Source organism: Cupriavidus sp. UBA2010, assembly GCF_002335265.1.
Lineage (GTDB): Bacteria > Pseudomonadota > Gammaproteobacteria > Burkholderiales > Burkholderiaceae > Cupriavidus > Cupriavidus metallidurans.
Genome location: NZ_DDCI01000033.1, coordinates 46,200 through 69,864 on the forward strand (window position 1 = coordinate 46,200; position 23,665 = coordinate 69,864).

A 23,665-nucleotide genomic window follows, 5' to 3' on the forward strand; every position below is an offset into this window, starting at 1 on the left:
CATGTTCGTCAGGTGCATCAGAGAATTTGAGGAAATCACCATGCCAGTGAACCTGCCCCTGCCCCAGGCAGAAAACTTGAAATCCGTCGCCGGCGTCGAGCTTGGCTGGGCCGAAGCCGGTATCCGCAAGGCCAATCGCAAGGACGTGCTCGTGGTCCGCGTGGCCGAAGGCAGCACGGTGGCGGGCGTGTTCACGCAGAACCGGTTCTGCGCGGCGCCAGTGCAGGTTTGCCGCGAGCATCTCGCCGCGGGCGCTGGCATTCGTGCCATCGTGGTGAACACTGGCAATGCCAACGCCGGCACCGGGGAACCGGGTCTGGCCGCCGCGCGCGCCACGTGCGATGCGCTGGCCAAGGCACTGGCCATCCAGTCGAACCAGGTGCTGCCGTTCTCGACCGGCGTGATCCTGGAACAGCTTCCGGTCGACCGCCTGACCGCCGCACTGCCGACGGCTATCGCCAACGCACGTGCCGATAACTGGCTGGCCGCCGCGGAATCGATCATGACCACCGACACGCAGCCGAAGGCCGCCTCGCGCACGGTGCAGATCGATGGCAAGACCGTGACGCTCTCCGGCATCAGCAAGGGCGCCGGCATGATCCGCCCGAACATGGCGACGATGCTCGGCTTCATCGCCACCGATGCCGCCGTGGCGCAGCCGGTGCTGCAGAAGCTGGTGTCGCACGCCGCCGATCACTCGTTCAACAGCATCACGATCGACGGCGATACGTCGACCAACGACTCGTTCGTGCTGATCGCTTCCGGCAAGGCCGGCGTGACGATCGAACGCGCCGACGGTGCCGCGTTCGAGGCGCTGCGTGATGCCGTGACGGCGCTGGCTCAGGAACTCGCGCAGGCGATCGTGCGCGATGGCGAGGGCGCCACCAAGCTGATGACGATCCGTGTGGAAGGCGGCAAGAATGTGGCCGAGTGCCGCCAGATCGCCTACGCCGTGGCCCATTCGCCGCTGGTGAAAACGGCGTTCTATGCCTCGGACCCCAACCTCGGCCGTATCCTTGCCGCTATCGGCTATGCCGGCGTCAACGACCTCGACGTCGATCGCGTGAACCTGTGGCTCGATGACGTGTGGGTCGCGCGTGACGGCGGCCGCAACCCCGAGTATCGCGAGGAAGACGGTCAGCGCGTGATGAAGCAGGCGGAGATCACGGTGCGCATCGCGCTGGGCCGTGGCGACGCCGAAGCGACCGTGTGGACCTGCGACCTGTCGCATGACTACGTGTCGATCAACGCCGACTATCGTTCGTAAGTTCGTAATTCTGGAAGACTCGCCCCATGTCTGACCTCGCTGCCCGCCTCGATGGCTTCCTTGCCCGACTTGAACAATGGCTGCCGCCGGAACTGACCGACGCGGACTGGAAGGAGGCGGTAGCGTTCCGCTGGCGCAAGCGCCAGAGCCTGTTCGGCAACATCGGCTATCTGCAGGCGATCCGGCAACTGCCGCCGATCCATCTGGGCGATCTGAAGAACATCGATCGCCAGAAAGACGCGATCGTCGCCAATACCCGCCAGTTTGTGAACCGGCTGCCGGCCAACAACGTGCTGCTGACCGGCGCGCGTGGCACCGGCAAGTCGTCGCTGATCAAGGCTTGCCTGAATGCATTCGTGAACGACGGGCTGCGCCTGGTGGAAGTAGACAAGGATGATCTGGGCGATCTCGGAGACATCGTCGAGCAGCTTGCGCAGCGCCCCGAGCGCTTCGCGATTTTCTGCGACGACTTGTCGTTCGAGGACGGCGAATCCGGCTACAAGTCGCTCAAGTCGGCGTTGGACGGCTCGGTGGCCGCGCAGTCAGACAACGTGCTGATCTACGCGACGTCGAACCGCCGGCATCTGCTGCCCGAGTACATGAAGGACAACGAGACCTACCAGCACACTTCCGATGGCGAAATCCATCCGGGAGAGGTGGTGGAGGAGAAGATCTCGCTGTCCGAGCGCTTTGGCTTGTGGCTGTCGTTCTACCCGCCGAAGCAGGACGAGTATCTGGCCATCGTTGGTCACTGGCTCGGACACTTCGGCTGCACGCCCGCCGATATCGAGGCCGCGCGCGGCGATGCGCTGGTCTGGGCCCTCGAGCGCGGTTCGCGCTCCGGGCGCGTGGCGTGGCAGTTCGCGCGCGACTGGGGCGGCAAGCATGGCAAGCCGTTCGTGGCTGATCCCGCGACTGATTCAGGCAGCAAGGCATGAGCGGTCAGGTGGACACGATGAAGACCGCCGACGGGCAGACGCGCAAGGTCACGGAAGTGGCGGTTGGCGTGATGATCCAGGCGGACGGCAAGTTTCTGCTGGCGCAGCGTCCGGCAGGCAAGCCGTACGAGGGCTACTGGGAATTTCCGGGCGGCAAGCTCGAGCCCGGTGAATCGGTTGAGGCGGCACTGGCGCGCGAACTGCACGAAGAACTCGGCCTCGACATCGTGAGAAGCGAACACTGGCACACGCTGGAGCATGATTACCCTCATGCCTATGTGCGCCTGTATTTCCGCAAGATCACGGAATGGCGCGGCGATCCGGTCGGGCGGGAGGGCCAGGCATTCTCCTGGCAGACAGTGCCTGTGTCGGTGGGGCCGCTCCTGCCGGCGACGATCCCAGTCGTCGACTGGCTGGCGGAAGAATCCCGCGCAAGCTGAAATCGATGCCCGGCTCTTGCCGGGCAATTTTTTTCGACCACTCACAGGAGGCTCAATGCAACGTGTCGATCGTATCGATGACGCTGTTTCTCTGCCCGAACTGACGCTGCGGGGCATCATCCTCGGCGCCCTGATCACGGTGGTGTTCACCGCCTCCAATATCTACCTCGGCCTCAAGGTCGGCCTGACGTTCTCCTCGGCGATTCCCGCTGCCGTGATCTCGATGGCCGTGCTGCGGCTGTTTCCGGGCGCGAACATCCTCGAGAACAACATGGTGCAGACGCAGGCGTCCGCGGCTGGCACGCTGTCGTCGATCATCTTCATCCTGCCGGGCCTGGTCATGCTGGGGCACTGGCAGGGATTCCCGTTCTGGCAGACGCTGGCGATCTGCGCGGCGGGTGGCATGCTCGGTGTGATCTTTAGCATCCCGCTACGCCACGCGATGGTGGTGCACAGCGATCTGCCGTATCCGGAAGGGGTGGCCGCCGCCGAGATCCTGCGAGTGGGGAGCGCGAGCCAGGATAAGGGCAATGGAAAACAGGAGACCGGGCTTGGTGACCTCGTTGCAGGTGGCGTTGCTGCGGGCCTGTTCAGCATTGCCGCAGGTGGCTTCCGGGTTCTGGCCGAAGGGGCCAATGCCTGGCTGGCCGTTGGCGCATCCGTAGTGCGCCTCTCGATGGGTTTCTCGCTCGCGCTAGTGGGCGCCGGCTATCTGGTCGGCATCGTCGGCGGGCTGGCCATGCTGCTGGGCCTGTTCCTGACCTGGGGCATCGCGGTACCGTGGCTGACCGCCATCACACCGATGCCGGCGGGGGCCACACTGTCCAGCTTCGGTACCGCCGTGTGGAGCACGCAGGCGCGCTTCATCGGCGCGGGCACGATCGGTATCGCGGCGATCTGGACGCTCGGCACGCTGTTCAAGCCGATGGTGGAAGGCGTGCGTGCATCGATGGGTGCCCTCCGTGCCGGCGCGCCGGGGGCGGGTGGCGCGGTGCCGCGCACGCAACGCGACTTGCCGATGGCCTGGATCGGCGCCCTCACGCTGGTCCTGCTGGTGGTGCTGGCAGTGACGTTTGGATACTTCCTGGCCCCGGCGCCGCTCGATACCGGCGCCACCTGGCGTCTGGTTGGCTGTGCCGTGCTGTTCGCCTTCGTGTTCGGCTTCCTGGTGGCTGCCGCATGTGGCTATATGGCTGGTCTGGTGGGGTCGTCAGCCAGCCCGATCTCGGGCATCGGCATCATCGCTGTGATCCTGGTGTCGCTGCTGATACTTGGCATCGGCACGCTGGACGGCCTGCTCGACACGCCCGAGGGCGGCAAGTACGCGATTGCGCTGGCGATCTTCACGACCTCGGCTGTCGTGGCGGTGGCCTCGATCTCGAATGACAACCTGCAGGATCTCAAGACTGGCTGGCTGGTTGGCGCCACACCGTGGCGCCAACAGGTGGCGCTGCTGATCGGCTGCGCCGTGGGTGCCGCCGTGATTCCGCCGGTGCTCGAACTGCTCTATCATGCGTACGGCTTTGCCGGCGCCTTGCCCCGGGCCGACATGGACCCGAATCAGGCGCTGGCCGCTCCGCAGGCCACGTTGATGACCGCGATCGCTACGGGCATCTTCACGCACAAGCTCAACTGGACAATGATCCTGATTGGCGTGGCGCTGGGTGTTGTGTTGATCGCGATTGACGAAGTGCTGCGCCATCGCGGTGGCGTGGCGCGGCTGCCCGTACTGGCAGTCGGCATCGGCATCTACCTGCCGCCGACGATCAGTTCGGCGCTGGTGGTGGGCGCGGTGTTGTCGTGGTGGTTGCTGCGCACGGAGCGCAAGCGCGCCGAGGCGCGTGGCGACGATGTGCCCACGGTGCTGGCCCATGCCGAGCGACGCGGGACGCTGCTTGCTTCGGGCCTGATCGTGGGTGAAAGCCTGGTCGGCGTTGCGCTGGCCGCGGTGATCGGCCTCTCGGGCAAGGAGGCGCCGCTGGCACTGGTGGGCGAGGGGTTTGGCACTACGGCGCAGTGGCTGGGACTGGCCGTGTTCGTGCTGGTTTGCGTGGGATTCTGCCGTCGGGTGCTGGCTGCGCGTTAGTCCGGCCGGCCGTAGCACTCGGCGATATCGCCGCTATCGCAGGTTCCCCTCTTTCGCCTGGCGTGAGAGGGGAGTAGCAGCGATCCGATCAGTCTTCGGCGTCTTCCGGCAGGTCTGGCGACGGCGTCTCGCCCGGCTTGCCACCGATCACATATTTCTCGGACGCCCAGGCGCCCAGGTCGATCTGTTTGCAACGTTCCGAGCAGAACGGACGGAACTTGTTATCCGGCACCCAGGCAACTTCCTTGCCGCAGGTGGGGCATTTGACGACGGCTGGCATCGGAGACTTCAGAAATTACAGAGCTTCAGCAGGAAGGGGATATCGGCATCCACCGATCGGGGCCGCATGTCGCCATCCTGCTGCGTGAACCGTACCCAGAGCATGTACTTGTTGGCGCTCATCTCGGGGATGAAGGCCAGCAGCGATTCGTCCAGGTACACCTGCATGAGCTGGTAGCTACGGCCAGACAGCATCTGCTGATAGCTGCCACCGGTGGCAATGACCTTGCCGCTCTGGCCGGACTCGCGCAGCAGGCGCAGCACAATGCCAGCGCCCATGCGCAGCGAGGCTAGTGGGCGTGCCCATTTGAGGATGTCGGCGCGGCGATCATCGGCATCGCGATGCTGCCAGGCGTAGTACGCCGGCAGATCGAACTCGCAGGTGCCACCGGGGATGATCGCGCGGCTGCGGATGCTGGTCAGCCATTCATTGTCGGCCAGCAACTGGCCGGCCTTGCCGACGGTCTGGCTGAGCGCCGCAATGCCTTGCTCGATTTCGGTGATCACCGCGACCAGCGCATCCTGATCAATCTGCGGATTGGAGCGCAGCGGCGCCAGGGCCTGGCGCTGGCGCTCGAGTTCCTTGATCAGGTCGGTCTTGAGGTCGGCACGTCCCGCCACGTCGATGATCTCGAAAATCGTGGTGATGGCGACGTGATGCTGAAGCGGATGTTCCTGCCCGAGGAAATAATCCAGCCGATCGAACAGGTCCTCCAGGCGCAGGAGTGTCCTGATGCGTTCGTTGAAAGGATATTCGTACAGGATCAAGTCGGTGTCCGTGCTGCGCGCCGGTTGGCGGTTGTTTCAGTCGGGAAGGCGCTCTGGCGCTGTCCGTGCCGCTTTCGCCCATGCAAAGACAACTCGCGCCTGGGTGGAGTTCCTGGCCGGAACTCGTCACACCGCGCATATTTGCCGGCATGTTTCAGCGCATTCTATGCGAGTCAGGGCCCGAGGACAAATCGAATCTGCCCCTATCGGGCATGGGGGATGTCACGAATGCGCCGCGTTTTCGGATGTGTTTCCAGATGTATCCGAAAGCGAGCGATATAGCGCATCGAGCTTCGCGACTTGCGCGTCCAGCGCTTCGGGTGGCCCGTCGTTGTCGATCAGGTCGTCGGCCACGGCCATGCGTTCGGCGCGTGTGGCCTGTCGCCGCATGATCGCCAATACCTGATCGCGCGTGAATCCATTGCGGGCCATCACGCGGGCGATCTGGGTTTCCTCCTGGCAATCGACTACGAGCACGCGGCCGACCCGCGCGCGCCAGGTACTCGATTCGACGAGCAGGGGTACCACGTAGATCAGGTACGGGTTGTGGCCCGCTTCGCGGATGGCGGCGGCCCGCGCTTCGGTGACCTGGCGAATCAGCGGATGGGTGATGCCCTCGAGCCGGGTCTTGGCCGATGGGTCGGAGAAGACGAGCGCCCGCATCGCGTCGCGATCCATCGCACCATCCTGGCGCAGGCATCCGGGGCCGAATGCCGCGACGAGCGGTGCAATGGCTGGGCCGCCCGGCGCGGTGATCTCGTGGGCGATGATGTCGGTATCGATCAGCGCGGCGCCGCGCGCGGCGAACATGTCCGCGACGCGGGTCTTGCCGGAGCCGATGCCGCCGGTCAGTCCGATTTCCAGCATGGAACAGGGTGTCAGTCAGTCGTGAATGTCGCCAACGATACCAGCTTTGCGTGCAACTGCCGGTTGTCGGCTAGTGTCCGGCCACCAGCGTCAGCGGTACTACGTCGGCGCCAAAGAACAGGACAATCAGCCCGGCGCCGACAATGTACGGACCAAACGGGAAGGTCGTGTCGCTACTCTTGCGGTGGAAGATCAGCATCGCGCCGCCAAGCACGGCGCCGACCACCGACGACATCAGGATCAGGGCGGGCAGTGCCTGCCAGCCGAACCATGCGCCAAGCGCCGCCATCAACTTGAAATCGCCGTGGCCCATTCCCTCGCGGCCCCGCACAAGCTTGTAGAGCCAGTAGACGCTCCACAGCAGCAGGTAGCCCGCCGCAGCGCCGATGACGGCATCCGCCAGTGGCGCGAACAGGCCCTGCAGGTTCAGCAGCAGGCCCAGCCATAGCAGCGGCAGCGTAATCTGGTCTGGCAGAAGCTGGGTGTCGGCATCGATCATGAACAACGCGACCAGCGCCCAGATCATCGCGATCGCAGCCAGCGCCTGCGCCGTTGGACCGAAGTGCCACATCGCCAGGCCGCTGAGCGTCGCCGTGACCAGTTCGACGAGCGGATAGCGGATGCCGATCGGCGTCTTGCAGGCCTTGCAGCGGCCACGCAGGAACAGGTAGCTGATGACGGGGATGTTCTCCCAGGGGGCGATCTGGTGGCCGCACTTCGGGCACGCGGATCGCGGCACCATCAGGTTATAGCGCTCTGGGTGCGGCAACGGTTCATCGCGGATTTCCGCGATGTAGTTGGCCTCGTCGTACTCCATCATCTTAGGCAGACGATGGATCACCACGTTGAGGAAACTGCCGACCATCAGGCCAACGACCCCTGCCGCGACAATAAGGAAAGCTGGCGGCAACGCCGCCAGCGATGACAGGACAGCTTGCATGCGTTACATCACCCGGCGTTACACCACTTGGCCCAGCTTGAAGATCGGCAGATACATGGCGATGACCATGCCGCCGATCAGCACGCCAAGCACCACGATGATCAGCGGCTCGATCAGGCTCGAGATGGCGGCCACGGCGTCGTCGACCTCGCGCTCGTAGAACTCGGCGACCTTGAGCAGCATGCTGTCCAGCGCGCCCGACTCCTCGCCGATCTGAGTCATCTGCAGCACCATATTGTCGAACACATGGGTGGCCTGCATGGCGTTGGTCAGGCTGGTGCCGATACGCACAGACTGCTCGATTTCGCGCGTGGCATCGTAGTACATCCAGTTGCCGGCGGCCCCTGCTACCGATTCCATCGACTCCACCAGCGGTGTGCCTGCCGCGAACATCGTGGCCAGCGTGCGCGTCCAGCGTGCGACCACCGCCTTGCGGAACAGGCTGCCGAAGATCGGCAGCTTGAGCAGAACCTTGTCGTGCCAGCGCTGCACCTTCTCCGACTTCTTGCGGGCGCGGAAATAGCCAATGATCGAGAAGACTGGCGCGCCGATAACGAGATACCAGTACTGCACGAAAAAGTCGGAGATGTTGATCACGACCATCGTGGGCGCCGGTAGCGAGGCGCCAAAGCTCGAGAACACGCCCTTGAAGGCCGGGATCACGAACAGCATCAGGATCACCGTCACGGCAAAGGCCACGGACAGCACGGCGATCGGGTAGATCATCGCGGACTTGATCTGGCTCTTCAGCGCGATGCTCTTCTCCATATAGAGAGACAGCCGTTCGAGCAGTGCATCGAGAATACCGCCTTGTTCGCCAGCGTCAATCAGGTTGCAGTAGAGCGTATCGAAGTACTGCGGATGTCGGCGGAACGCCGTGGCCATGCTGCTACCCGATTCGATGTCCGAGCGGATGACAGTGAGCAGCTGGGTGAAGTTCGGGTTGGCGTGGCCGCGCGCGATGATGTCGATCGACTGCAGCAGCGGCACACCCGCCTTGAGCATGGTCGAGAGCTGGCGCGTGAAGTAGGCGATGTCCTTCTCGGTAATCTTCTTGCCGCGCGCGCCCTTGCGCTTCTTCATCTTGACGACGGTCAGCCCCTGCTTGCGCAGCGAGGCGGTGACCTCGGACTGGCTCTCGGCGCGTTGTTCGCCCTTGAACGACTTGCCTTTTCGGTCCTTGGCTTCCCACTCGAAGATGTACTGCGTGGGTGCCTTCCGCCCTGATTTCGCCCGAGACGGCGCTGCCGTCCGGGCGCCCGCCGCTGGTGCGCGCGTCGCCATGATTTGACCCCTGAGACTTGTTCTTTGTTTTACGTGTTCGTGGTCGCCAGCACTTCTTCGAGTGACGTGACGCCCTGTTTGACCTTGAGCAGGCCAGCTTCCCGCAACGATAGCACGCCTTCCTTGCGCGCCTGTTCGGCAATCTGCAATGCCGTGCCGTGCGACAGGATGATCTGTTGAATGGTTTCGGTAATCGGCATGACCTGGTAGATACCGCATCGCCCCTTGTAGCCGCTACCGCTGCATCGGTCGCAGCCCACCGGGTGATAGGGCTTCCATGTGCCGTCGAGGTCTGATTCCTGGAAGCCTGCGTCGATCAGCACCTGCGGCGCCAGGTCGCCCTCGCGCTTGCAGGTGCAAAGCCGGCGCGCCAGACGCTGCGCGGTGATCAGCAGGACCGACGAGGCGATGTTGAACGGTGCCACGCCCATATTCATCAGGCGTGTCAGCGTGGTCGGCGCGTCGTTCGTGTGCAGCGTGGACAGTACCAGGTGACCGGTCTGCGCGGCCTTGATGGAGATGTCGGCCGTCTCGAGGTCACGAATTTCGCCGACCATGATCACGTCGGGATCCTGGCGCAGGAACGATTTCAGCGCGGCGGCGAAGGTCAGGCCGGCCTTGTCGTTCACGTTGACCTGATTGATGCCGGGCAACTGGATTTCGGCCGGATCCTCCGCCGTGGAGATATTGATGTCGCCCTGGTTCAGCATGTTCAGGAACGTATAGAGCGACACAGTCTTGCCGCTGCCGGTCGGGCCAGTCACCAGCACCATTCCGTACGGCCGCTTGATCACTTCCTGCAGCAGTGCCTTCTGCTGCGGCTCGTAGCCGAGTTGGTCGATGTCGAGCTTGTCGGACGACGAATCGAGAATCCGCATCACGATCTTTTCGCCGAACAACGTGGGCAGCGTGGAGACGCGGAAGTCGATCGCCTTGTCGACGGTCTCCTTGCCGTCCTTGTCTTTTGGCATCGAGATCAGCAGCTTCATCCGGCCGTCCTGCGGCACGCGCTTTTCCGAGATGTCCAGGCGCGACAGCACCTTGATGCGCGTGGCGATCTTGTCGCGGATATCGAGCGGTGGCCGCGCGACTTCCTGCAGCACGCCGTCCACGCGGAAGCGAATGCGGTAGAAGAACTCGAACGGTTCGAAGTGAAGGTCCGACGCGCCGCGATGGAAGGCTTCCGTCAGCAGCTTCTGCAGGAAGCGCACCACCGGCGCGTCGTCGATGTCGTTGGCGCCGGGGACCTTGCGCGCGCTTGCGGCGGCCACCGGGTCATAGTCGATCATCTTCTGAGCCGTGGGCGTCGGCAGGGCGTTCTTGAGCGTGCCAAGTGCCTCGCCGGCGGATCGGACATGCTTCATCAGCTTGTCGTGTTCGACGACGACCGTTTCCACGGGCAGGCTGAACTTCTGGCGGATCACCTCGACGCCGGCCTGGTTGGCGGGATCGGACATCGCGACGATCAGGCGGTTTTCCCGACGGCCCAGCGGCAGGAGCCGGTGCGCATGGAACTCGCGGTTGCCCGAGAGTGCCGACGGCACGCGGCTGAGGTTGTATTCGGAGAGGTCGAGCAGCGGGAGCTGGTACTTGTCGGCGGCGAACACGGCGACGTCATGGGCGGACATGGTGCCGCTGCCAATGATCTCGTCGATCAGCTGCGTCTTCTTTTCCCGGGCCGATTGCTCCAACTGGGCAAGCAGAGCCGGCGCGATCCGCCGGCTCTGGGCAAGCGCGAGGCCTAGTGTCATGGCGAAATACTGTGCAAGGTGCGCGCGTTCGGGCTGGTGAACGGCGGCGCGGTTGACTGCGGCGGGATCGGCGGGGGCATGTGTCCCGGACCGGGGCAGTTTGCCGCTGGGGTCACTTTTTGTAAAGCTCGGTTGCGCGCGCGTTGGCGTTTGTGCGACAGCGGCGCAACCCTACTTGCGCGGGGCGGGGGAATCGACGCGAAAAAGGGCGCCGTGGAGGGTGCCGTGGCCGGGGTGGGCCACAAAGCAAAAAGCCGGATCCACATGCGAGGATCCGGCTTTTTTGAAATCTGGTCGGGGTGAGAGGATTCGAACCTCCGGCCTCTACGTCCCGAACGTAGCGCTCTACCAGGCTAAGCTACACCCCGATTTCTGGTTTGCCGCAACAACTTGCGTTGTCAGCAGCAAAGAACAAAAGTTTAGCAGCGTTTCTTTCGGATGGGAAGAGGGGGCGAGAAGATTTGCGCCGCCCTCAGCTTTGCCTTTGCGCCACTCTTAGCTTTGCCGTTGCAGCGAGAACGCGCACAGATCGATCAGCGTCTGCTTGAGCGGCGAGTCCGGGAACTGCGTGGCGGCCTTCTCCGCGGCCTCTGCTTCACGCTGGGCGGCTGCGAACGTCACATCGAGCGCGCCGCTGGCGTGGATCGCCGAGAACACGGCATCGAAATGCTCGGTGCCGCCTTGCACGATGGCGTCGCGCGCCAGTTCGCGCTGCTGGGCCGTGCCATGTTCGAGCAGGTGCAGCAGCGGCAGCGTCGGCTTGCCTTCGCGCAGGTCGTCGCCCGCGTTCTTGCCCATCTGCTCGGCGCTGGCCGTGTAGTCGAGCATGTCGTCGATCAGCTGGAACGCGGTGCCGATCCGGCGGCCGTACTCCGCTGCGGCTTCTTCCATCTCCGCGTCCGCGCCGGCGAGCACCGCGCCCAGTTGGGCCGATGCCTCGAACAGCTTGGCGGTCTTGTAGCGGATGACCTGCAGGTAGCGCTCCACCGTGACTTCGGGGTCGTGCATGTTCAGCAGTTGCAGCACTTCGCCTTCGGCGATCACGTTGGTGGCGTTGGAGAGGATCTCCATGATGCGCATGCTGCCGGCTTCCACCATCATCTGGAAGGCGCGCGAATAGAGGAAGTCGCCCACCAGGACGCTGGCGGCGTTGCCGAACACCGCATTGGCGGTATCGCGGCCCCGGCGCAGTTCCGATTCGTCGACCACGTCGTCATGCAGGAGCGTGGCGGTGTGGATGAACTCGACCACCGCGGCCAGTTCGTGGTGGCGATGGCCTTCGTAGTCGAATGCGCGTGCGGAAAGCAGCAGGATGACCGGGCGCAGACGTTTGCCGCCCGCCCCGATGATGTACTCGCCGATCTGTTCGATCAGCGGCACCTCCGACGACAGGCGCCGGCGGATGACTGCGTCAACGGCGCGCATGTCGGCAGCGACCGGGGCAAGCAGGGCAGTAGCGGAAGACTGGGACAAGATGAATCACCGTTGCGCAAAACCCGAGGATTATATGCGATGCGGGTGTGCGTTTGGCTGTTGTGGGTAGCAAGCTGGAAGGGATTGTCAGGACGGGATGTTGCCGTGGCGCAATTTTCTGCCTGGCCTCGCTTCTATAATCCGGCCATGAACAAGTCACGCGAATCTCGTCGTCCCGTCCGTCGCGCCGCTTGGTGGGTGGCTTTTGCGGCATTGGCCGGGTACCTGCTGGCCGACCTGACCTGATCGTCCGGGCGCTGGAAGTGCCGCGATCGTCTCAGACGGTGTGCTGGCAGGCTATCTCATTGTTTTCTTTGCGGTTTTCCGGCGGCTGGTTTATAATCACCGGTTCTTTCGGTCGCGTTTGTCACGCGCACCGTCTGCGGCGCACGAAACGGCGCCGGTTCCGGGGCTCCCGGAGCAGCATTCAACGTTTCAACTCAACATCGAGAGGTTCGACAATGTACGCGGTCGTAAAAACCGGCGGCAAGCAATACAAGGTTGCTGCTGGCGAAAAACTGAAAGTAGAACAGATACCGGCTGACATTGGCGCAGAAATCACGCTGGACCAGGTGCTCGCAGTGGGCGCTGGCGACCAAATCAAATTTGGTACGCCGCTGGTGAGCGGGGCTTCCGTCAAGGCTACCGTTATCGCCCAGGGTCGTCACGACAAGGTGAAGATCTTCAAGATGCGCCGTCGCAAGCACTACCAGAAGCGTCAGGGCCATCGTCAGAATTACACCGAACTGCGCATCGAAGCCATCGTTGCCTGAGCCTCGGCTCGGACACAGGCTTAATCGCAATAGGTCAACAGGAGTAAAGACATGGCACAGAAAAAAGGCGGCGGTTCTACGCGGAACGGCCGTGATTCGGAATCGAAGCGTCTGGGCGTGAAGGTGTTCGGTGGCCAGGCCATCAACGCCGGCGGCATCATCGTTCGTCAACGCGGCACGCGCGTGCACGCTGGCGAGAACGTGGGTATCGGCAAGGACCACACCCTGTTCGCGCTGGTGGACGGCCACGTGCAGTTCGCCGTCAAGGGCGCTGCCAAGAAGCAGCAAGTCAGCGTCGTTCCGGCGGCCTGATACAGCCTTTGCAGCACGAAGGCCCCGCAGTGACTGCGGGGCTTTTTTGTTTTCTGCCAAGATAAAATGCCGCTGGCCCGTCGCGGGCCGGCGGCGACAAGCCCGAACCACCACGGAAAACCAACATGAAGTTCATTGACGAAGCCCGTATCGAAGCGATCGCCGGCAATGGCGGCAACGGAAGCGCTTCGTTTCGGCGCGAGAAATTTGTGCCCTTCGGTGGCCCCGATGGCGGTGACGGCGGCCGTGGCGGCAGCGTGTTCGCACAGGCCGACCGCAACATCAATACGCTGATCGACTTTCGCTACGCCAAGAAGCACGTAGCGCGGAACGGCGAAAACGGCCGGGGCTCGGATTGCTACGGCGCGGCGGGCGAAGATGTCACGCTGCGGATGCCGGTGGGCACGCTGATCTCCGACATGGACACCGGCGAAGTCATCGCCGACCTGACCGAGCACGGCCAGCTGGTCTGCCTGGCCGAAGGCGGCATGGGCGGCTGGGGTAACCTCCACTTCAAGTCGAGTACCAACCGCGCGCCGCGCCAGCAGGTCGACGGCAAGCCGGGCGAGCGCCGCATGCTCAAGCTCGAACTGAAGGTGTTGGCGGACGTCGGTCTGCTCGGCATGCCCAACGCGGGCAAGTCGACGTTTATCTCGCACGTGTCGAATGCACGTCCGAAGGTGGCCGACTATCCGTTCACGACGCTCCATCCGAACCTCGGTGTGGTCCGTGTGGACCATGAGCAGTCGTTCGTCGTGGCGGACATTCCGGGCCTGATCGAAGGCGCCGCCGAAGGCGCCGGTCTCGGACATCAGTTCCTGCGTCACCTGCAACGTACCGGGCTGCTGCTGCATATCGTCGACATCGCACCGTTCGACGAGAATGTCGATCCCGTTGCCGAGGCCAAGGCCATCGTCAACGAACTGAAGAAATACGACGAGACGCTGTACGACAAGCCGCGCTGGCTGGTGCTGAACAAGCTCGACGTGGTTCCGGAAGAGGAACGTGCCGCGCGCGTGAAGGATTTCGTCAAGCGCTACAAGTGGAAGGGGCCGGTGTTCCATATCTCGGCCCTGACCGGCGAGGGCTGCCGCGAACTGGTCTACGCGATCAAGGACCATCTCGCCGCGCTCAAGGCAGAGGAAGCCGCCGCGCTGGCCGAGCCCGATATCCGCCTCGACGACCGCCTGCATAACGTCGATCGAGACGACAGCAAAGCGTAACGCACTACAACAAGGCACCACGGAGACAGGACCCGCCATGCAATCGGTCATCGCCCAGGCAAAACGCATCGTTGTCAAAGTAGGTTCGAGTCTGGTTACCAACGACGGCAAGGGGCTCGACCACGATGCCATCGCGCGCTGGGCAGCACAGATCGCCAAGCTGCGTGGCACGGGCAAGGAAGTCGTGTTGGTCAGCTCAGGCGCGATTGCCGAAGGGATGCAGCGACTGGGCTGGGCGCGCCGGCCGAAGGAAATCCACGAACTGCAGGCCGCTGCAGCAGTGGGCCAGATGGGCTTGGCGCAGGTCTACGAAAGCCAGTTCGGCCGATATGGCATCCGCACCGCGCAGGTGCTGCTGACGCACGCTGACCTGGCCGATCGCGAGCGCTATCTGAATGCCCGCTCCACGCTGCTGACGCTGCTGTCCCTCGGCGTGGTGCCGATCATCAACGAGAACGACACGGTCGTCACCGACGAAATCAAGTTCGGCGACAACGATACGCTCGGCGCGCTGGTGACGAATTTGATCGAAGGCGACGCACTGGTGATCCTGACCGACCAGCGCGGGCTCTACACCGCTGATCCGCGCAAGGACCCGAATGCCGAGTTCGTCCATGAAGCGCTGGCTGGCACGCCCGAACTCGAGGCCATGGCCGGCGGCGCAGGCTCGTCCATTGGCCGAGGCGGCATGCTGACCAAGATTCTGGCGGCCAAGCGGGCGGCGAAGTCTGGTGCTCATACGACGATCGCCTCGGGTCGTGAGGCCGATGTGCTGGGCAGGCTGGCTGCTGGCGAGGCCATCGGCACGCAACTGCTGGCGCCGACCGGTCGTCTGACGGCGCGCAAGCAGTGGATGGCGGATCACCTGCAATTGCGCGGCCGCGTGATCATCGACGCGGGCGCTGTAGAGAAGCTCACCAGCGGTGGCAAGTCGCTGCTGCCGATTGGCGTGGTGGAAGTGCAGGGCGAGTTCGCTCGTGGCGAGGTCATTGCGTGCGCCAGCCCGGAGGGGAAGGAAGTGGCGCGCGGCATCACCAACTATTCGAGCGCCGAAGCCCGCCTGATTGCACGCAAGCCGTCATCGGAGATCGAGTCGGTGCTGGGCCATCTGAACGAGCCCGAGTTGATCCATCGCGACAACCTCGTGCTGGTCTGAGCGCGAGACTGTTACCCACGAACCCATGAAAAAACGGCGGGGCCCGCAAAGGCCCCGCCGTTTTTTTCATGCTCGGATTACCGCTCAGCGGCTGGGCGCGTACGCCTTCAGGTCGCGGATCAGCTTGTCCGCCTTGCCCGCCACGGTGCGACCTTCGCAGAAGTAGTCCGTCGCCAGCGTGGCAGCGTAGGCATTGCGCACACCCGTTTCCATGCGGCGCCACATGTCGCGGTCCTCTCCCCGGTTGGGCACCCACTCGGTGGCGCCCTTGGGCAAGGTGGCGTAGAGCCTGCGCTCGAACGCATCGCAACGGATGCCTTCGTAGGTCACGTTGCGCCCGCCACCACTGCTCGTGATAACAACCGTGAATCGGACGACGTTGTCGTCGCCCACGGAGACCGACTTGGGGTCTACCGCGAAGCGGAATGAACTGCCGCCGTTCACCGAGAACGGGATCAGATCTTCGTCGCGCGGCAGAGCGGGCAGGGTGGTCGCCCCTTCCTTGAATGGCTTGTCCGCGAACGGGTTGAGCCAGGAACTGGCCGGTTGGCCGTCGCCAGTCGGGGTGTCGGCCGCCTGTTCCTCGTCCTTGGGCAGGCCCTTGTCGGTGGTCTTGCAGGCCGACAGCGCCAGGCAGACTGCTGTCAGCAACAGGCCGGCGCGAATGTGCCGGCCGCTGAAACTAATCATCGGAACTCCGTTGAGTGGATGCCGGACTGGCCGGCGAAACGGGCGCGGTCGCGAGATCGCTATGTGCCGCTTCCTGCACGGTCGCCTGAATGGTAACCGATGCCGTGACCGAGACGCTCACCTCGGTTACGGTGGTCTCCTCGATCGGCACGGGCCTCGGTTGCCGTCCCTGGTCGCCATGCCGGCCAGGGCCTCCGTGGTGGCCATGGTTACCATGGTTGCCGTAGGGGCTCAGCGGCACGCGTCCACGGTTCAGGAAGCGCGATAGCTCGGTCAGCGCCATCTGGTAGACGTCGCGCTTGAACTCGATGACGGCGTCCAGCGGCACCCAATAATGGCTCCAACGCCAGGCGTCGAACTCAGGATGATCGGTCGCGCGCAGGTGGATGTCGCAATCGCGGCAGACCATGCGCAGCAGGAACCAGATCTGCTTCTGGCCCCTGTAGTGGCCGCGGATCTCGCGGCGGATGAACTTGTCCGGCACCTCATAACGCAACCAGTCGCGCGTGCGACCGACGATCCTGACATGCTCCGGAAGCAGGCCGACCTCTTCGTGCAGTTCGCGGAACATGGCCTGTTCCGGCGTTTCGCCGTACTTGATGCCACCTTGCGGAAACTGCCAGGAGTGTTCGCCGATTCGCTTGCCCCAGAATACCTCGTTGCGTGCGTTGATGAGGATGATGCCGACGTTCGGGCGAAAGCCTTCACGATCGAGCATGACTGCACCTCGAATCCTTTAGAATTACGACGATTATAAAGGATGCGCGCGGGTCGGCCTGATGGCGGGAGTGCTGGTTTTCCCCGACCGGAAGGGCAGTTTCCGGCGCGTCCGGCCCAATGGATGCCGCATCGCGGCGCGGTCGGGATGCCAGATGGCGCCCGGCCTTACGAGAAAGCAACGGATGAAAGCCTCGCAATTCTTCATTTCCACCCTCAAGGAAGCCCCCGCCGACGCGGAAATCGTGTCGCACAAACTGATGATGCGGGCCGGCATGATCAAGAAGCTCGGCGCCGGCATCTATAACTACATGCCGGTGGGCCTGCGTGTTATCCGCAAGGTCGAGAACATCGTTCGCGAGGAAATGAACCGCGCTGGTGCCGTGGAACTGTCGATGCCGGTGATCCAGCCTGCCGAACTCTGGCAGGAGACTGGCCGCTGGGACAAGATGGGGCCCGAGCTGTTGCGTCTGAAGGATCGGCACGAGCGCGATTTCGCGGTGCAGCCCACTTCCGAGGAAGTCGTCACGGACATCGCCCGGACCGAAATCCGCAGCTACAAGCAACTGCCGGTCAACTTCTACCAGATCCAGACCAAGTTCCGCGACGAGCGCCGTCCGCGCTTCGGCATCATGCGCGGCCGCGAGTTCACGATGAAGGACGCCTATTCGTTCGACCGTGACATCGACGGCCTGAAGGCGTCGTACCAGAATATGTACGACGCGTACGTGCGCATCTTCCAGCGCTTTGGCCTGGAATTCCGCGCCGTGGCAGCCGACAACGGCGCCATCGGCGGTTCGGGCTCGCACGAATTCCACGTGATCGCCGATACCGGTGAGGACGCCATCGTCTATTGCCCGACGTCCGACTACGCCGCCAATATGGAAGCGGCCGAGGCGCTGCCGCTGCTGGCAACGCGCGCCGCGCCGGCCGAGGAATTGAAGAAAACCTCGACGCCCGAGAAGGCCAAGTGCGAGCACGTCGCCGAATTCCTGGGCATCCCGCTGGAACGCACGGTCAAATCGATCGTGCTGGCCACCGACAGCGACGCCGGGGCCCAGATCTGGCTGCTGCTGATCCGTGGCGATCACGAACTGAACGAGGTGAAGGCGTCGAAGGTGCCGGGCCTGGTTGACTTCCGCTTTGCGACCGAGACTGAAATCGTCGATACCTTCGGCTCGCCTCCGGGCTACCTCGGTCCGATCGGTCCGAAGAAGCCGGTCAAGGTGGTGGCGGATCGTACCGTCGCCAACATGAGCGACTTCTGCTGTGGTGCCAACGATCGCGACTACCACTACACCGGTGTGAACTGGGGCCGCGACCTGCCGGAACCGGCCGTGGCGGACCTCCGCAACGTGGTGGCCGGCGACGCCTCGCCGGACGGCAAGGGCACGCTCGACATCTGCCGTGGCATCGAAGTGGGCCACGTGTTCATGCTCGGCACGCGCTATTCGGAGTCGATGAACGCCACGTTCCTGGACGAGAACGGCAAGACGCAGCCGATGCAAATGGGTTGCTACGGTATCGGCGTGACCCGGATTCTGGGCGCCGCCATCGAGCAGAACTATGACGAGCGCGGCATCATCTGGCCGGCGGCGATCGCCCCGTTCGCGGTGGTGGTGTGCCCGGTTGGCTACGATCGCAACGAGGCCGTCAAGGCCGAGGCCGATCGCATCCACGCCGAGCTGCTGGCTGCGGGCGTGGACGTGATTCTGGACGACCGTGGCGAGCGCCCGGGCGTGATGTTTGCCGACTGGGAGCTGATTGGCGTGCCGCACCGCGTGGTGGTAGGTGACCGTGGACTCAAGGAAGGCAAGGTCGAGTACCAGGGCCGCCGCGATGCCCAGGCCACCCCGGTGGCGGTGGCGGATGTGGTTGCGCACGTGCGCGGCCAGCTGGCTGCCTGATCCGCGTCCTCGATCATGCGCATTCCCGGCCTGCCGACGCGCAACTGCTGGTCCGCCTGGGCTGGCGGTTTGCTGTGCGCGACGCTGATCGCGAACGCCCATGCCGGCGCGCAGAAGGAGGAGGCGCTTGCTGACTCAGTGCGCGGGGCATTGGCGGCCGCGATCGCCGACAACAGGCCGGTGCGCCCGGCCTTTGCGTCCGGGTCGGAGCGCCTTGGCTACCTGAAATGGCTCGGCGAGATGTCGCGCCGGCTGGAAGCCCGGATTCCCGAGCCGCAGGTACGCGTCGAGCTGATCGAAACCGTCTACTACGAATCCAAGCGCGCCGGCCTGGAGCCGTCGCTGGTGCTTGGGCTCGTGCAGGTGGAAAGCAACTTCCGCAAATATGCGATCAGTTCGGCCGATGCGCGCGGACTGATGCAGGTGATGCCATTCTGGGTGCGCAGCATCGGAGATGGCGACACGCGCAAGCTGTTCCATCTGCAGAGCAACCTGCGCTATGGCTGCACGATCCTGCGTCATTATCTCGATCGCGAGAACGGTGACCTGTTCCTGGCGCTGGGTCGCTACAACGGCAGCCGCGGGCGCCCCGAGTATCCAAACGCGGTGCTGGCGGCATGGAAGCGGTGGCAGTATTCCGAGGCGACTGTGACCATCGCGGGGGATCCGGATCCCGCCGCGGTCACCCCGGCACCCATGCGACGCGCGCTGCCGCCGGAATCGCCCGCCCGCAATCCGTTCTCGCCGCAACGTCTTGCCAATCCGTCATGAAGTCATGAAGCGCGATTCCCGCGCGGGGTACAGCGCGTCTTCGCCGGAGCTGGAGCACTGGCTGACACGCCATATCGCGCAAGGCTTCGATGCCGAGTCGCTGGTGCTGTCGATGCTGCGCTCCGGCTACGACGCTGCGTTCGCGCGCGACACGGTCAGCGCCGCAATAGGGCATCCTCAGGCCGCTGCCAGTGCGGCAGCGCCCGCGCCCGTAGCGAAGGCTGCCACAACGCCAACGGTCACCGGTGGCAACGCCTTCCGCCACAAGGATCGCGAGATGCCGGTCCTGTTCAGGCTGGAGTCGCCGCGCATCCTGTTGCTGCAGAACCTGCTCGATGACGCCGAATGCGATGCCGTCGTGGCGCTGGCGCGCGACCGCCTGCAGCGTTCGCCCGTGGTCAATCCGGACACTGGCGACGAGAACCTGATCGATGCGCGTACCAGCATGGGCGCGATGTTCCAGGTTGGCGAACATGCGCTGCTGCAACGTATCGAGGCGCGGATCGCGGCCGTGACGGGCTGGCCGGTCGAGCACGGCGAAGGCTTTCAGGTCCTCAACTACAAGCCTGGCGGCGAGTATCAGCCGCATTTCGATTTCTTCAATCCCAAGCGTCCCGGCGAAGCGCGCCAGTTGCGCGTGGGCGGACAGCGCGTTGCCACGATGGTGATCTACCTGAACAGTCCGGCCTCTGGTGGTGCCACGGCATTCCCGCGCATCGGGCTCGAGGTGGCGCCGGTGAAGGGCAATGCGGTCCTGTTCAGCTACGGCCTGCCCGATGGCGCGCTCGACGAGCGCACCTTGCACGCGGGTTTGCCGGTGGAGGCGGGCGAAAAATGGATCGCGACCAAATGGTTGCGCGAGCATCCGTACCGCAGCAGAGGCTGAACCTGCATTCGCAAGGTAGCTGAATCGCTTGCCTTTGCGTGCTCATGATTTTCCTGCAATTAGTGAAATTGCCAGATATATGTAATCTATGATTATTGATCTGGCTTCATGTTTTAAATAAATCACTCTCATAAAATCGCAAGACCCGCTTGAGGTGGTGGCTATGTGGCGATTATTTGGATTTATTTCAATAAATCAAATGATTGGCTTAATGGTGCGATCGCCTCTGGTATGGGTTTGTCAATCGTATTATTGCGAAAGGTCGATTTATGAGGGTGATATTACCATTGGTCGCATTGATGTTGTCATCGACGGCCAATGCCGTGGTTATTGATGAAGATACTTTCAAGCGGCATGGCGGCGATACGGGAAATGTCGCTGCATCCATTCGAAGCGCCAGCGAAAAACTACGTGGGTACAGTTATGCAAAGCCCTGGCTGACCATTGGACGGATCAACGGATGCACGGCAACCTGGCTCGGCAGCAAGAATGGCTGGGCCTATTTCCTAACGGCCGCACATTGTGTTCCCTATTCGGCAACGGAAACGCCTGTACAGCTAACGTTCAACGGCTGGGACGGCAGCATCGTGGCCTCCGGACTGGGGATCGCCTATGTGCCCAAGGAGCGCGTCAAGGTTCCTGCCTACATGGGTGGGGCTTCGACGGATGTCGCCATCGTAAAGCTTCCGCTGACCAATCCGCTGAAAGACAGGGCAGGGATTCCGGTGGAGAGGCCGATTCTGAACGACAGGGAGGACGAGAAAGACCGGGCTGTCATGTTTGTCGGCTATGGAGTCTGGGGTGTAGGGCTGAACGAAGGCTATGGGCCGGAAAGCGGCGCCAGGAGACTGTACGGCCGCAGCAAGATCACGTCGATTTTCGAGAGCGACTACGGCATCGGGGCAAGCTATAAACCGGTTGGTCCTTCAGCCAACTGGGCCCGTGTCGCGGCTGGAGACAGCGGTTCGGCATGGTGGCAGATCAAGGATACGAAGCCCGTGATCGTTGCCACCACAAATGGCGGTCATTCGAAACTCTCGACGGGTGCCCGCATCTCAAAATATGCGAACTGGATTCGCTCGATTTACCCGGAAGCCCGCTTCCTCTCGGAGACCCGTCCGCAGGGCTGCATTGTCAGCCTGAGGAACGGTGCAAAGTACTGTCTCGAGGTTGGACAAAGGTCGGACTACAGTCTGCCCGCCTGGATTTACGCGCACGATGTCTTTGTACAGGCGGATAGCGGAGTTTCGGTCATGCTGTCTGACTGGGATAACCTTTCCTATAACCGACTGGCGGAGTTTGTCGGTACCGTGGAAAACGACAAACTGCGTGCCGTCAAGGCCCACAACGGAGAGACGCTGGATTTCTCAAAGCCACGGGCGATGCGTGTCACACATAGTACCCGTCCCCTGGGCTGCATCGTCAGTCTGGTCTCGGTCGACAAATACTGTCTTCCGGCTGGCGAGCGCTCCGGGTACTCGCTGCCCGCGTGGATCTATGCGCACGATGTTATGGTCCAGGCGGACCCGGGCATTGGGGTCATGCTGTCTGACTACGATAACCTTTCCTATAACCGACTGGCGGTTTTCAGTGGCGTCGTTGAGAACGAAAATATGACGAAGGTGAAAGCTTACGACGGACAGACGTTGGACTTCTCAAAGCCGCATTCCATGCGAGTAGTCCAGCAATAATCATTGGGCTGACGGCTGCCCCGTTTAGCCGGTTCGTCAACTGTCATGGTGACGAGGTCGGTCAGTACCGGTCCTTTCTTGGCAAAGTGTGCCGGTACTGTATCGATGAGTCTGCCTAGACTGGGTGTACTCGGCAATTCCTGATGTACATCCATGACTTTTCCAGCCTTTCTTCCCAATGTGGCTGCCGGCTCCGGCGTGCTGCTGGCCTTTTGCGCATTTGCGCTGGTCTCGTCCATCACCCCCGGCCCCAACAATACGATGGTGCTCGCGTCCGGCGTCAACTTTGGCATTGCGCGCACCGTGCCGCACCTGCTCGGCATCAGCATCGGCTTCTCGATCATGGTGGCGCTGGTCGGCCTGGGGCTGGGTTCGATTTTCACGGCCTGGCCGTGGATGTGGGACCTGCTGCGTGTGGTGGCCACGGCCTATCTGGTGTGGCTGGCGTGGAAGCTGGCGACGGCTGGCGGCGTGCAGGACCGCGAAGTGGCACGGCCGATGAGCTTCCTGCGCGCGGCCGCATTCCAGTGGGTGAATCCGAAGGCGTGGGTGATGGCGGTGGGGGCGTGCAGCACCTATGTGCTCGACGCCAACATCTGGGTCAATGCCCTGGCAATGGCTTGCCTGTTCGCGGTGATCAACCTGCCCAGCGTGGCTACGTGGGCGGTGTTTGGTGCTGCGCTGCGCAGCCTGCTGGCGCGGCCGCGCGTGTTGCGCGTGTTCAATGTGACGATGGCCCTGATGCTGCTGGCCTCGCTGCTGCCAATTCTCGGCGCCCACCCGCACGGGTAGTCACCAACAAAACGATTCTGGCGTCGTAGCGCGGCCTTGGTCAGTCCACTTGTACTGTCTGCGGCCGCGCCCTTGCAGGGCACACCCTAAGAATCAAACCAGCGCGCGGATCGCGCCCAGGTTACGCCAGTAGCCCTTCACGTCCATGCCGCAGCCAAAGACGTAGCGGTCTGGTACCTGGAAGCCGCAGAAATCCGGGTGCATCGGCTTGATCTTGGTCAGCGTCTTTTCGCACAGCACGGCGGCGTGGCATTCCTTGGCGCCCATGTCCATGATGCGCTGGCGGATGGCTGCCATCGTCTCGCCTTCGTCGAGGATGTCGTCGAGCACCAGCACCACGCGGTCCTTGACCGATTCGCGCGGCGCCACGCGCCATTGCATCTCGCCACCAACCGTCTTGTTGTTGTAGCGCGAGAGGTGGATGTAGTCGAATTCCAGCGGGAACTGCAGCTTGGGCAGCAACATGCCGGTGAAGACGACGGCGCCGCCCATCACGGACAGCACCAGCGGAAACGTGTCGCCCATCTTTTCCGTGATGTCGTGGGCCATGCGGTCCAGCGAGTTCTGAACTTCCTCGGCGCTGACGATTTCCTCGGAGTCGAGCCAGAGTTCGCGGGCCTGTTCAGCGGTCATCATGATCGTTGTCCTGTTCTT

23 protein-coding genes and 1 tRNA gene are annotated in these 23,665 nt (G+C 63.2%); 13 read left to right on the forward strand and 11 right to left on the reverse strand.

The annotated features are described in order from the left end of the window. The first annotated feature begins 40 nt into the window (after nucleotides 1–40). From argJ to B2246_RS23995, 4 genes are read left to right on the forward strand one after another with little or no spacing between them, the layout of a single operon-like run. The gene (gene argJ, locus B2246_RS23980) at nucleotides 41–1,267 is read left to right on the forward strand and encodes a bifunctional glutamate N-acetyltransferase/amino-acid acetyltransferase ArgJ (protein ID WP_035884311.1); all 1,227 of its coding nucleotides are present in this window, start codon (nucleotides 41–43) and stop codon (nucleotides 1,265–1,267) included. Between the two features lie 26 nt (nucleotides 1,268–1,293). After that, nucleotides 1,294–2,205, forward strand: coding sequence for an ATP-binding protein (locus B2246_RS23985; RefSeq protein ID WP_008650326.1), 912 nt, complete (start codon nucleotides 1,294–1,296; stop codon nucleotides 2,203–2,205). After that, nucleotides 2,202–2,645, forward strand: coding sequence for an NUDIX domain-containing protein (locus B2246_RS23990; RefSeq protein WP_035884310.1), 444 nt, complete (start codon nucleotides 2,202–2,204; stop codon nucleotides 2,643–2,645). Before B2246_RS23985 ends, B2246_RS23990 begins: the two co-directional genes overlap by 4 nt. A 55-nt stretch (nucleotides 2,646–2,700) precedes the next feature. Beyond that, complete coding sequence (locus B2246_RS23995; RefSeq protein ID WP_035884309.1) at nucleotides 2,701–4,731, forward strand: OPT family oligopeptide transporter; 2,031 nt, start codon at nucleotides 2,701–2,703, stop codon at nucleotides 4,729–4,731. Nucleotides 4,732–4,819: 88 nt separating this feature from the next. Here B2246_RS23995 and B2246_RS24000 read toward each other — a convergent pair whose 3' ends face one another. From B2246_RS24000 to ispB, 8 genes are all read right to left on the reverse strand, one after another. Next, the gene (locus B2246_RS24000) at nucleotides 4,820–5,011 is read right to left on the reverse strand and encodes a DNA gyrase inhibitor YacG (RefSeq protein ID WP_008650330.1); all 192 of its coding nucleotides are present in this window, start codon (nucleotides 5,009–5,011) and stop codon (nucleotides 4,820–4,822) included. Nucleotides 5,012–5,019: 8 nt separating this feature from the next. Further along, nucleotides 5,020–5,778, reverse strand: a complete 759-nt coding sequence (zapD, locus tag B2246_RS24005; RefSeq protein WP_008650332.1) for a cell division protein ZapD — start codon at nucleotides 5,776–5,778, stop codon at nucleotides 5,020–5,022. A gap of 222 nt (nucleotides 5,779–6,000) precedes the next feature. Next, complete coding sequence (gene coaE / locus B2246_RS24010; protein ID WP_035884308.1) at nucleotides 6,001–6,645, reverse strand: dephospho-CoA kinase; 645 nt, start codon at nucleotides 6,643–6,645, stop codon at nucleotides 6,001–6,003. 70 nt (nucleotides 6,646–6,715) lie between these two features. After that, the gene (locus tag B2246_RS24015; protein ID WP_008650335.1) at nucleotides 6,716–7,585 is read right to left on the reverse strand and encodes a prepilin peptidase; all 870 of its coding nucleotides are present in this window, start codon (nucleotides 7,583–7,585) and stop codon (nucleotides 6,716–6,718) included. An 18-nt stretch (nucleotides 7,586–7,603) separates the two neighbouring features. Continuing rightward, nucleotides 7,604–8,869 (reverse strand): type II secretion system F family protein, encoded by a 1,266-nt coding sequence (locus B2246_RS24020; RefSeq protein ID WP_008650336.1) that lies wholly within the window; start codon nucleotides 8,867–8,869, stop codon nucleotides 7,604–7,606. 29 nt (nucleotides 8,870–8,898) lie between these two features. Further along, nucleotides 8,899–10,620, reverse strand: coding sequence for a type IV-A pilus assembly ATPase PilB (pilB, locus tag B2246_RS24025; protein ID WP_008650337.1), 1,722 nt, complete (start codon nucleotides 10,618–10,620; stop codon nucleotides 8,899–8,901). 291 nt (nucleotides 10,621–10,911) lie between these two features. Further along, nucleotides 10,912–10,988, reverse strand: a tRNA-Pro gene (locus tag B2246_RS24030). 127 nt (nucleotides 10,989–11,115) lie between these two features. Further along, entirely contained in the window at nucleotides 11,116–12,045 is a 930-nt protein-coding gene (ispB, locus tag B2246_RS24035; protein ID WP_051705520.1) for an octaprenyl diphosphate synthase, read from the reverse strand. A gap of 509 nt (nucleotides 12,046–12,554) precedes the next feature. On the opposite strand from ispB, the gene rplU reads away from it, so the two are divergent. The 4 genes from rplU (at nucleotide 12,555) to proB (ending at nucleotide 15,557) form a co-directional block, all read left to right on the forward strand. Next, nucleotides 12,555–12,866 carry a 50S ribosomal protein L21 gene (gene rplU / locus B2246_RS24040; RefSeq protein ID WP_008647259.1) on the forward strand — a complete coding sequence of 104 codons (312 nt, stop codon included), beginning with the start codon at nucleotides 12,555–12,557 and terminating at the stop codon, nucleotides 12,864–12,866. A 51-nt stretch (nucleotides 12,867–12,917) separates the two neighbouring features. Beyond that, complete coding sequence (rpmA, locus tag B2246_RS24045; RefSeq protein WP_008647258.1) at nucleotides 12,918–13,178, forward strand: 50S ribosomal protein L27; 261 nt, start codon at nucleotides 12,918–12,920, stop codon at nucleotides 13,176–13,178. A gap of 125 nt (nucleotides 13,179–13,303) precedes the next feature. Further along, the gene (gene obgE / locus B2246_RS24050) at nucleotides 13,304–14,401 is read left to right on the forward strand and encodes a GTPase ObgE (RefSeq protein WP_008647251.1); all 1,098 of its coding nucleotides are present in this window, start codon (nucleotides 13,304–13,306) and stop codon (nucleotides 14,399–14,401) included. Between the two features lie 37 nt (nucleotides 14,402–14,438). Beyond that, nucleotides 14,439–15,557 (forward strand): glutamate 5-kinase, encoded by a 1,119-nt coding sequence (proB, locus tag B2246_RS24055; protein WP_008647250.1) that lies wholly within the window; start codon nucleotides 14,439–14,441, stop codon nucleotides 15,555–15,557. Nucleotides 15,558–15,641: 84 nt separating this feature from the next. Here the strand turns inward: proB and B2246_RS24060 are convergent, their stop codons facing one another. Both B2246_RS24060 and B2246_RS24065 read right to left on the reverse strand, forming a co-directional pair. Beyond that, nucleotides 15,642–16,247 (reverse strand): CNP1-like family protein, encoded by a 606-nt coding sequence (locus B2246_RS24060; RefSeq protein WP_008647249.1) that lies wholly within the window; start codon nucleotides 16,245–16,247, stop codon nucleotides 15,642–15,644. Continuing rightward, nucleotides 16,240–16,965: an RNA pyrophosphohydrolase gene (locus B2246_RS24065; protein ID WP_035884305.1), complete on the reverse strand. Its 726-nt coding sequence runs from the start codon at nucleotides 16,963–16,965 to the stop codon at nucleotides 16,240–16,242. Before B2246_RS24065 ends, B2246_RS24060 begins: the two co-directional genes overlap by 8 nt. A 184-nt stretch (nucleotides 16,966–17,149) precedes the next feature. Between B2246_RS24065 and B2246_RS24070 the strand changes: the two genes are divergently transcribed. From B2246_RS24070 to B2246_RS24090, 5 genes are all read left to right on the forward strand, one after another. Beyond that, complete coding sequence (locus B2246_RS24070; protein WP_008647247.1) at nucleotides 17,150–18,871, forward strand: proline--tRNA ligase; 1,722 nt, start codon at nucleotides 17,150–17,152, stop codon at nucleotides 18,869–18,871. Nucleotides 18,872–18,886: 15 nt separating this feature from the next. After that, nucleotides 18,887–19,642: a transglycosylase SLT domain-containing protein gene (locus B2246_RS24075; protein ID WP_008647246.1), complete on the forward strand. Its 756-nt coding sequence runs from the start codon at nucleotides 18,887–18,889 to the stop codon at nucleotides 19,640–19,642. 4 nt (nucleotides 19,643–19,646) lie between these two features. Then, nucleotides 19,647–20,528: a 2OG-Fe(II) oxygenase gene (locus tag B2246_RS24080; RefSeq protein ID WP_008647245.1), complete on the forward strand. Its 882-nt coding sequence runs from the start codon at nucleotides 19,647–19,649 to the stop codon at nucleotides 20,526–20,528. Nucleotides 20,529–20,815: 287 nt separating this feature from the next. Continuing rightward, a complete protein-coding gene (locus tag B2246_RS24085) occupies nucleotides 20,816–22,219 on the forward strand; it encodes a hemolysin (protein ID WP_234707085.1) in 1,404 nt (467 codons plus the stop codon). A 153-nt stretch (nucleotides 22,220–22,372) separates the two neighbouring features. Beyond that, nucleotides 22,373–23,011, forward strand: a complete 639-nt coding sequence (locus B2246_RS24090; protein ID WP_035884302.1) for a LysE family translocator — start codon at nucleotides 22,373–22,375, stop codon at nucleotides 23,009–23,011. Between the two features lie 93 nt (nucleotides 23,012–23,104). Here B2246_RS24090 and B2246_RS24095 read toward each other — a convergent pair whose 3' ends face one another. Further along, the gene (locus B2246_RS24095; protein WP_035884301.1) at nucleotides 23,105–23,647 is read right to left on the reverse strand and encodes a hypoxanthine-guanine phosphoribosyltransferase; all 543 of its coding nucleotides are present in this window, start codon (nucleotides 23,645–23,647) and stop codon (nucleotides 23,105–23,107) included. Nucleotides 23,648–23,665 lie beyond the last annotated feature (18 nt).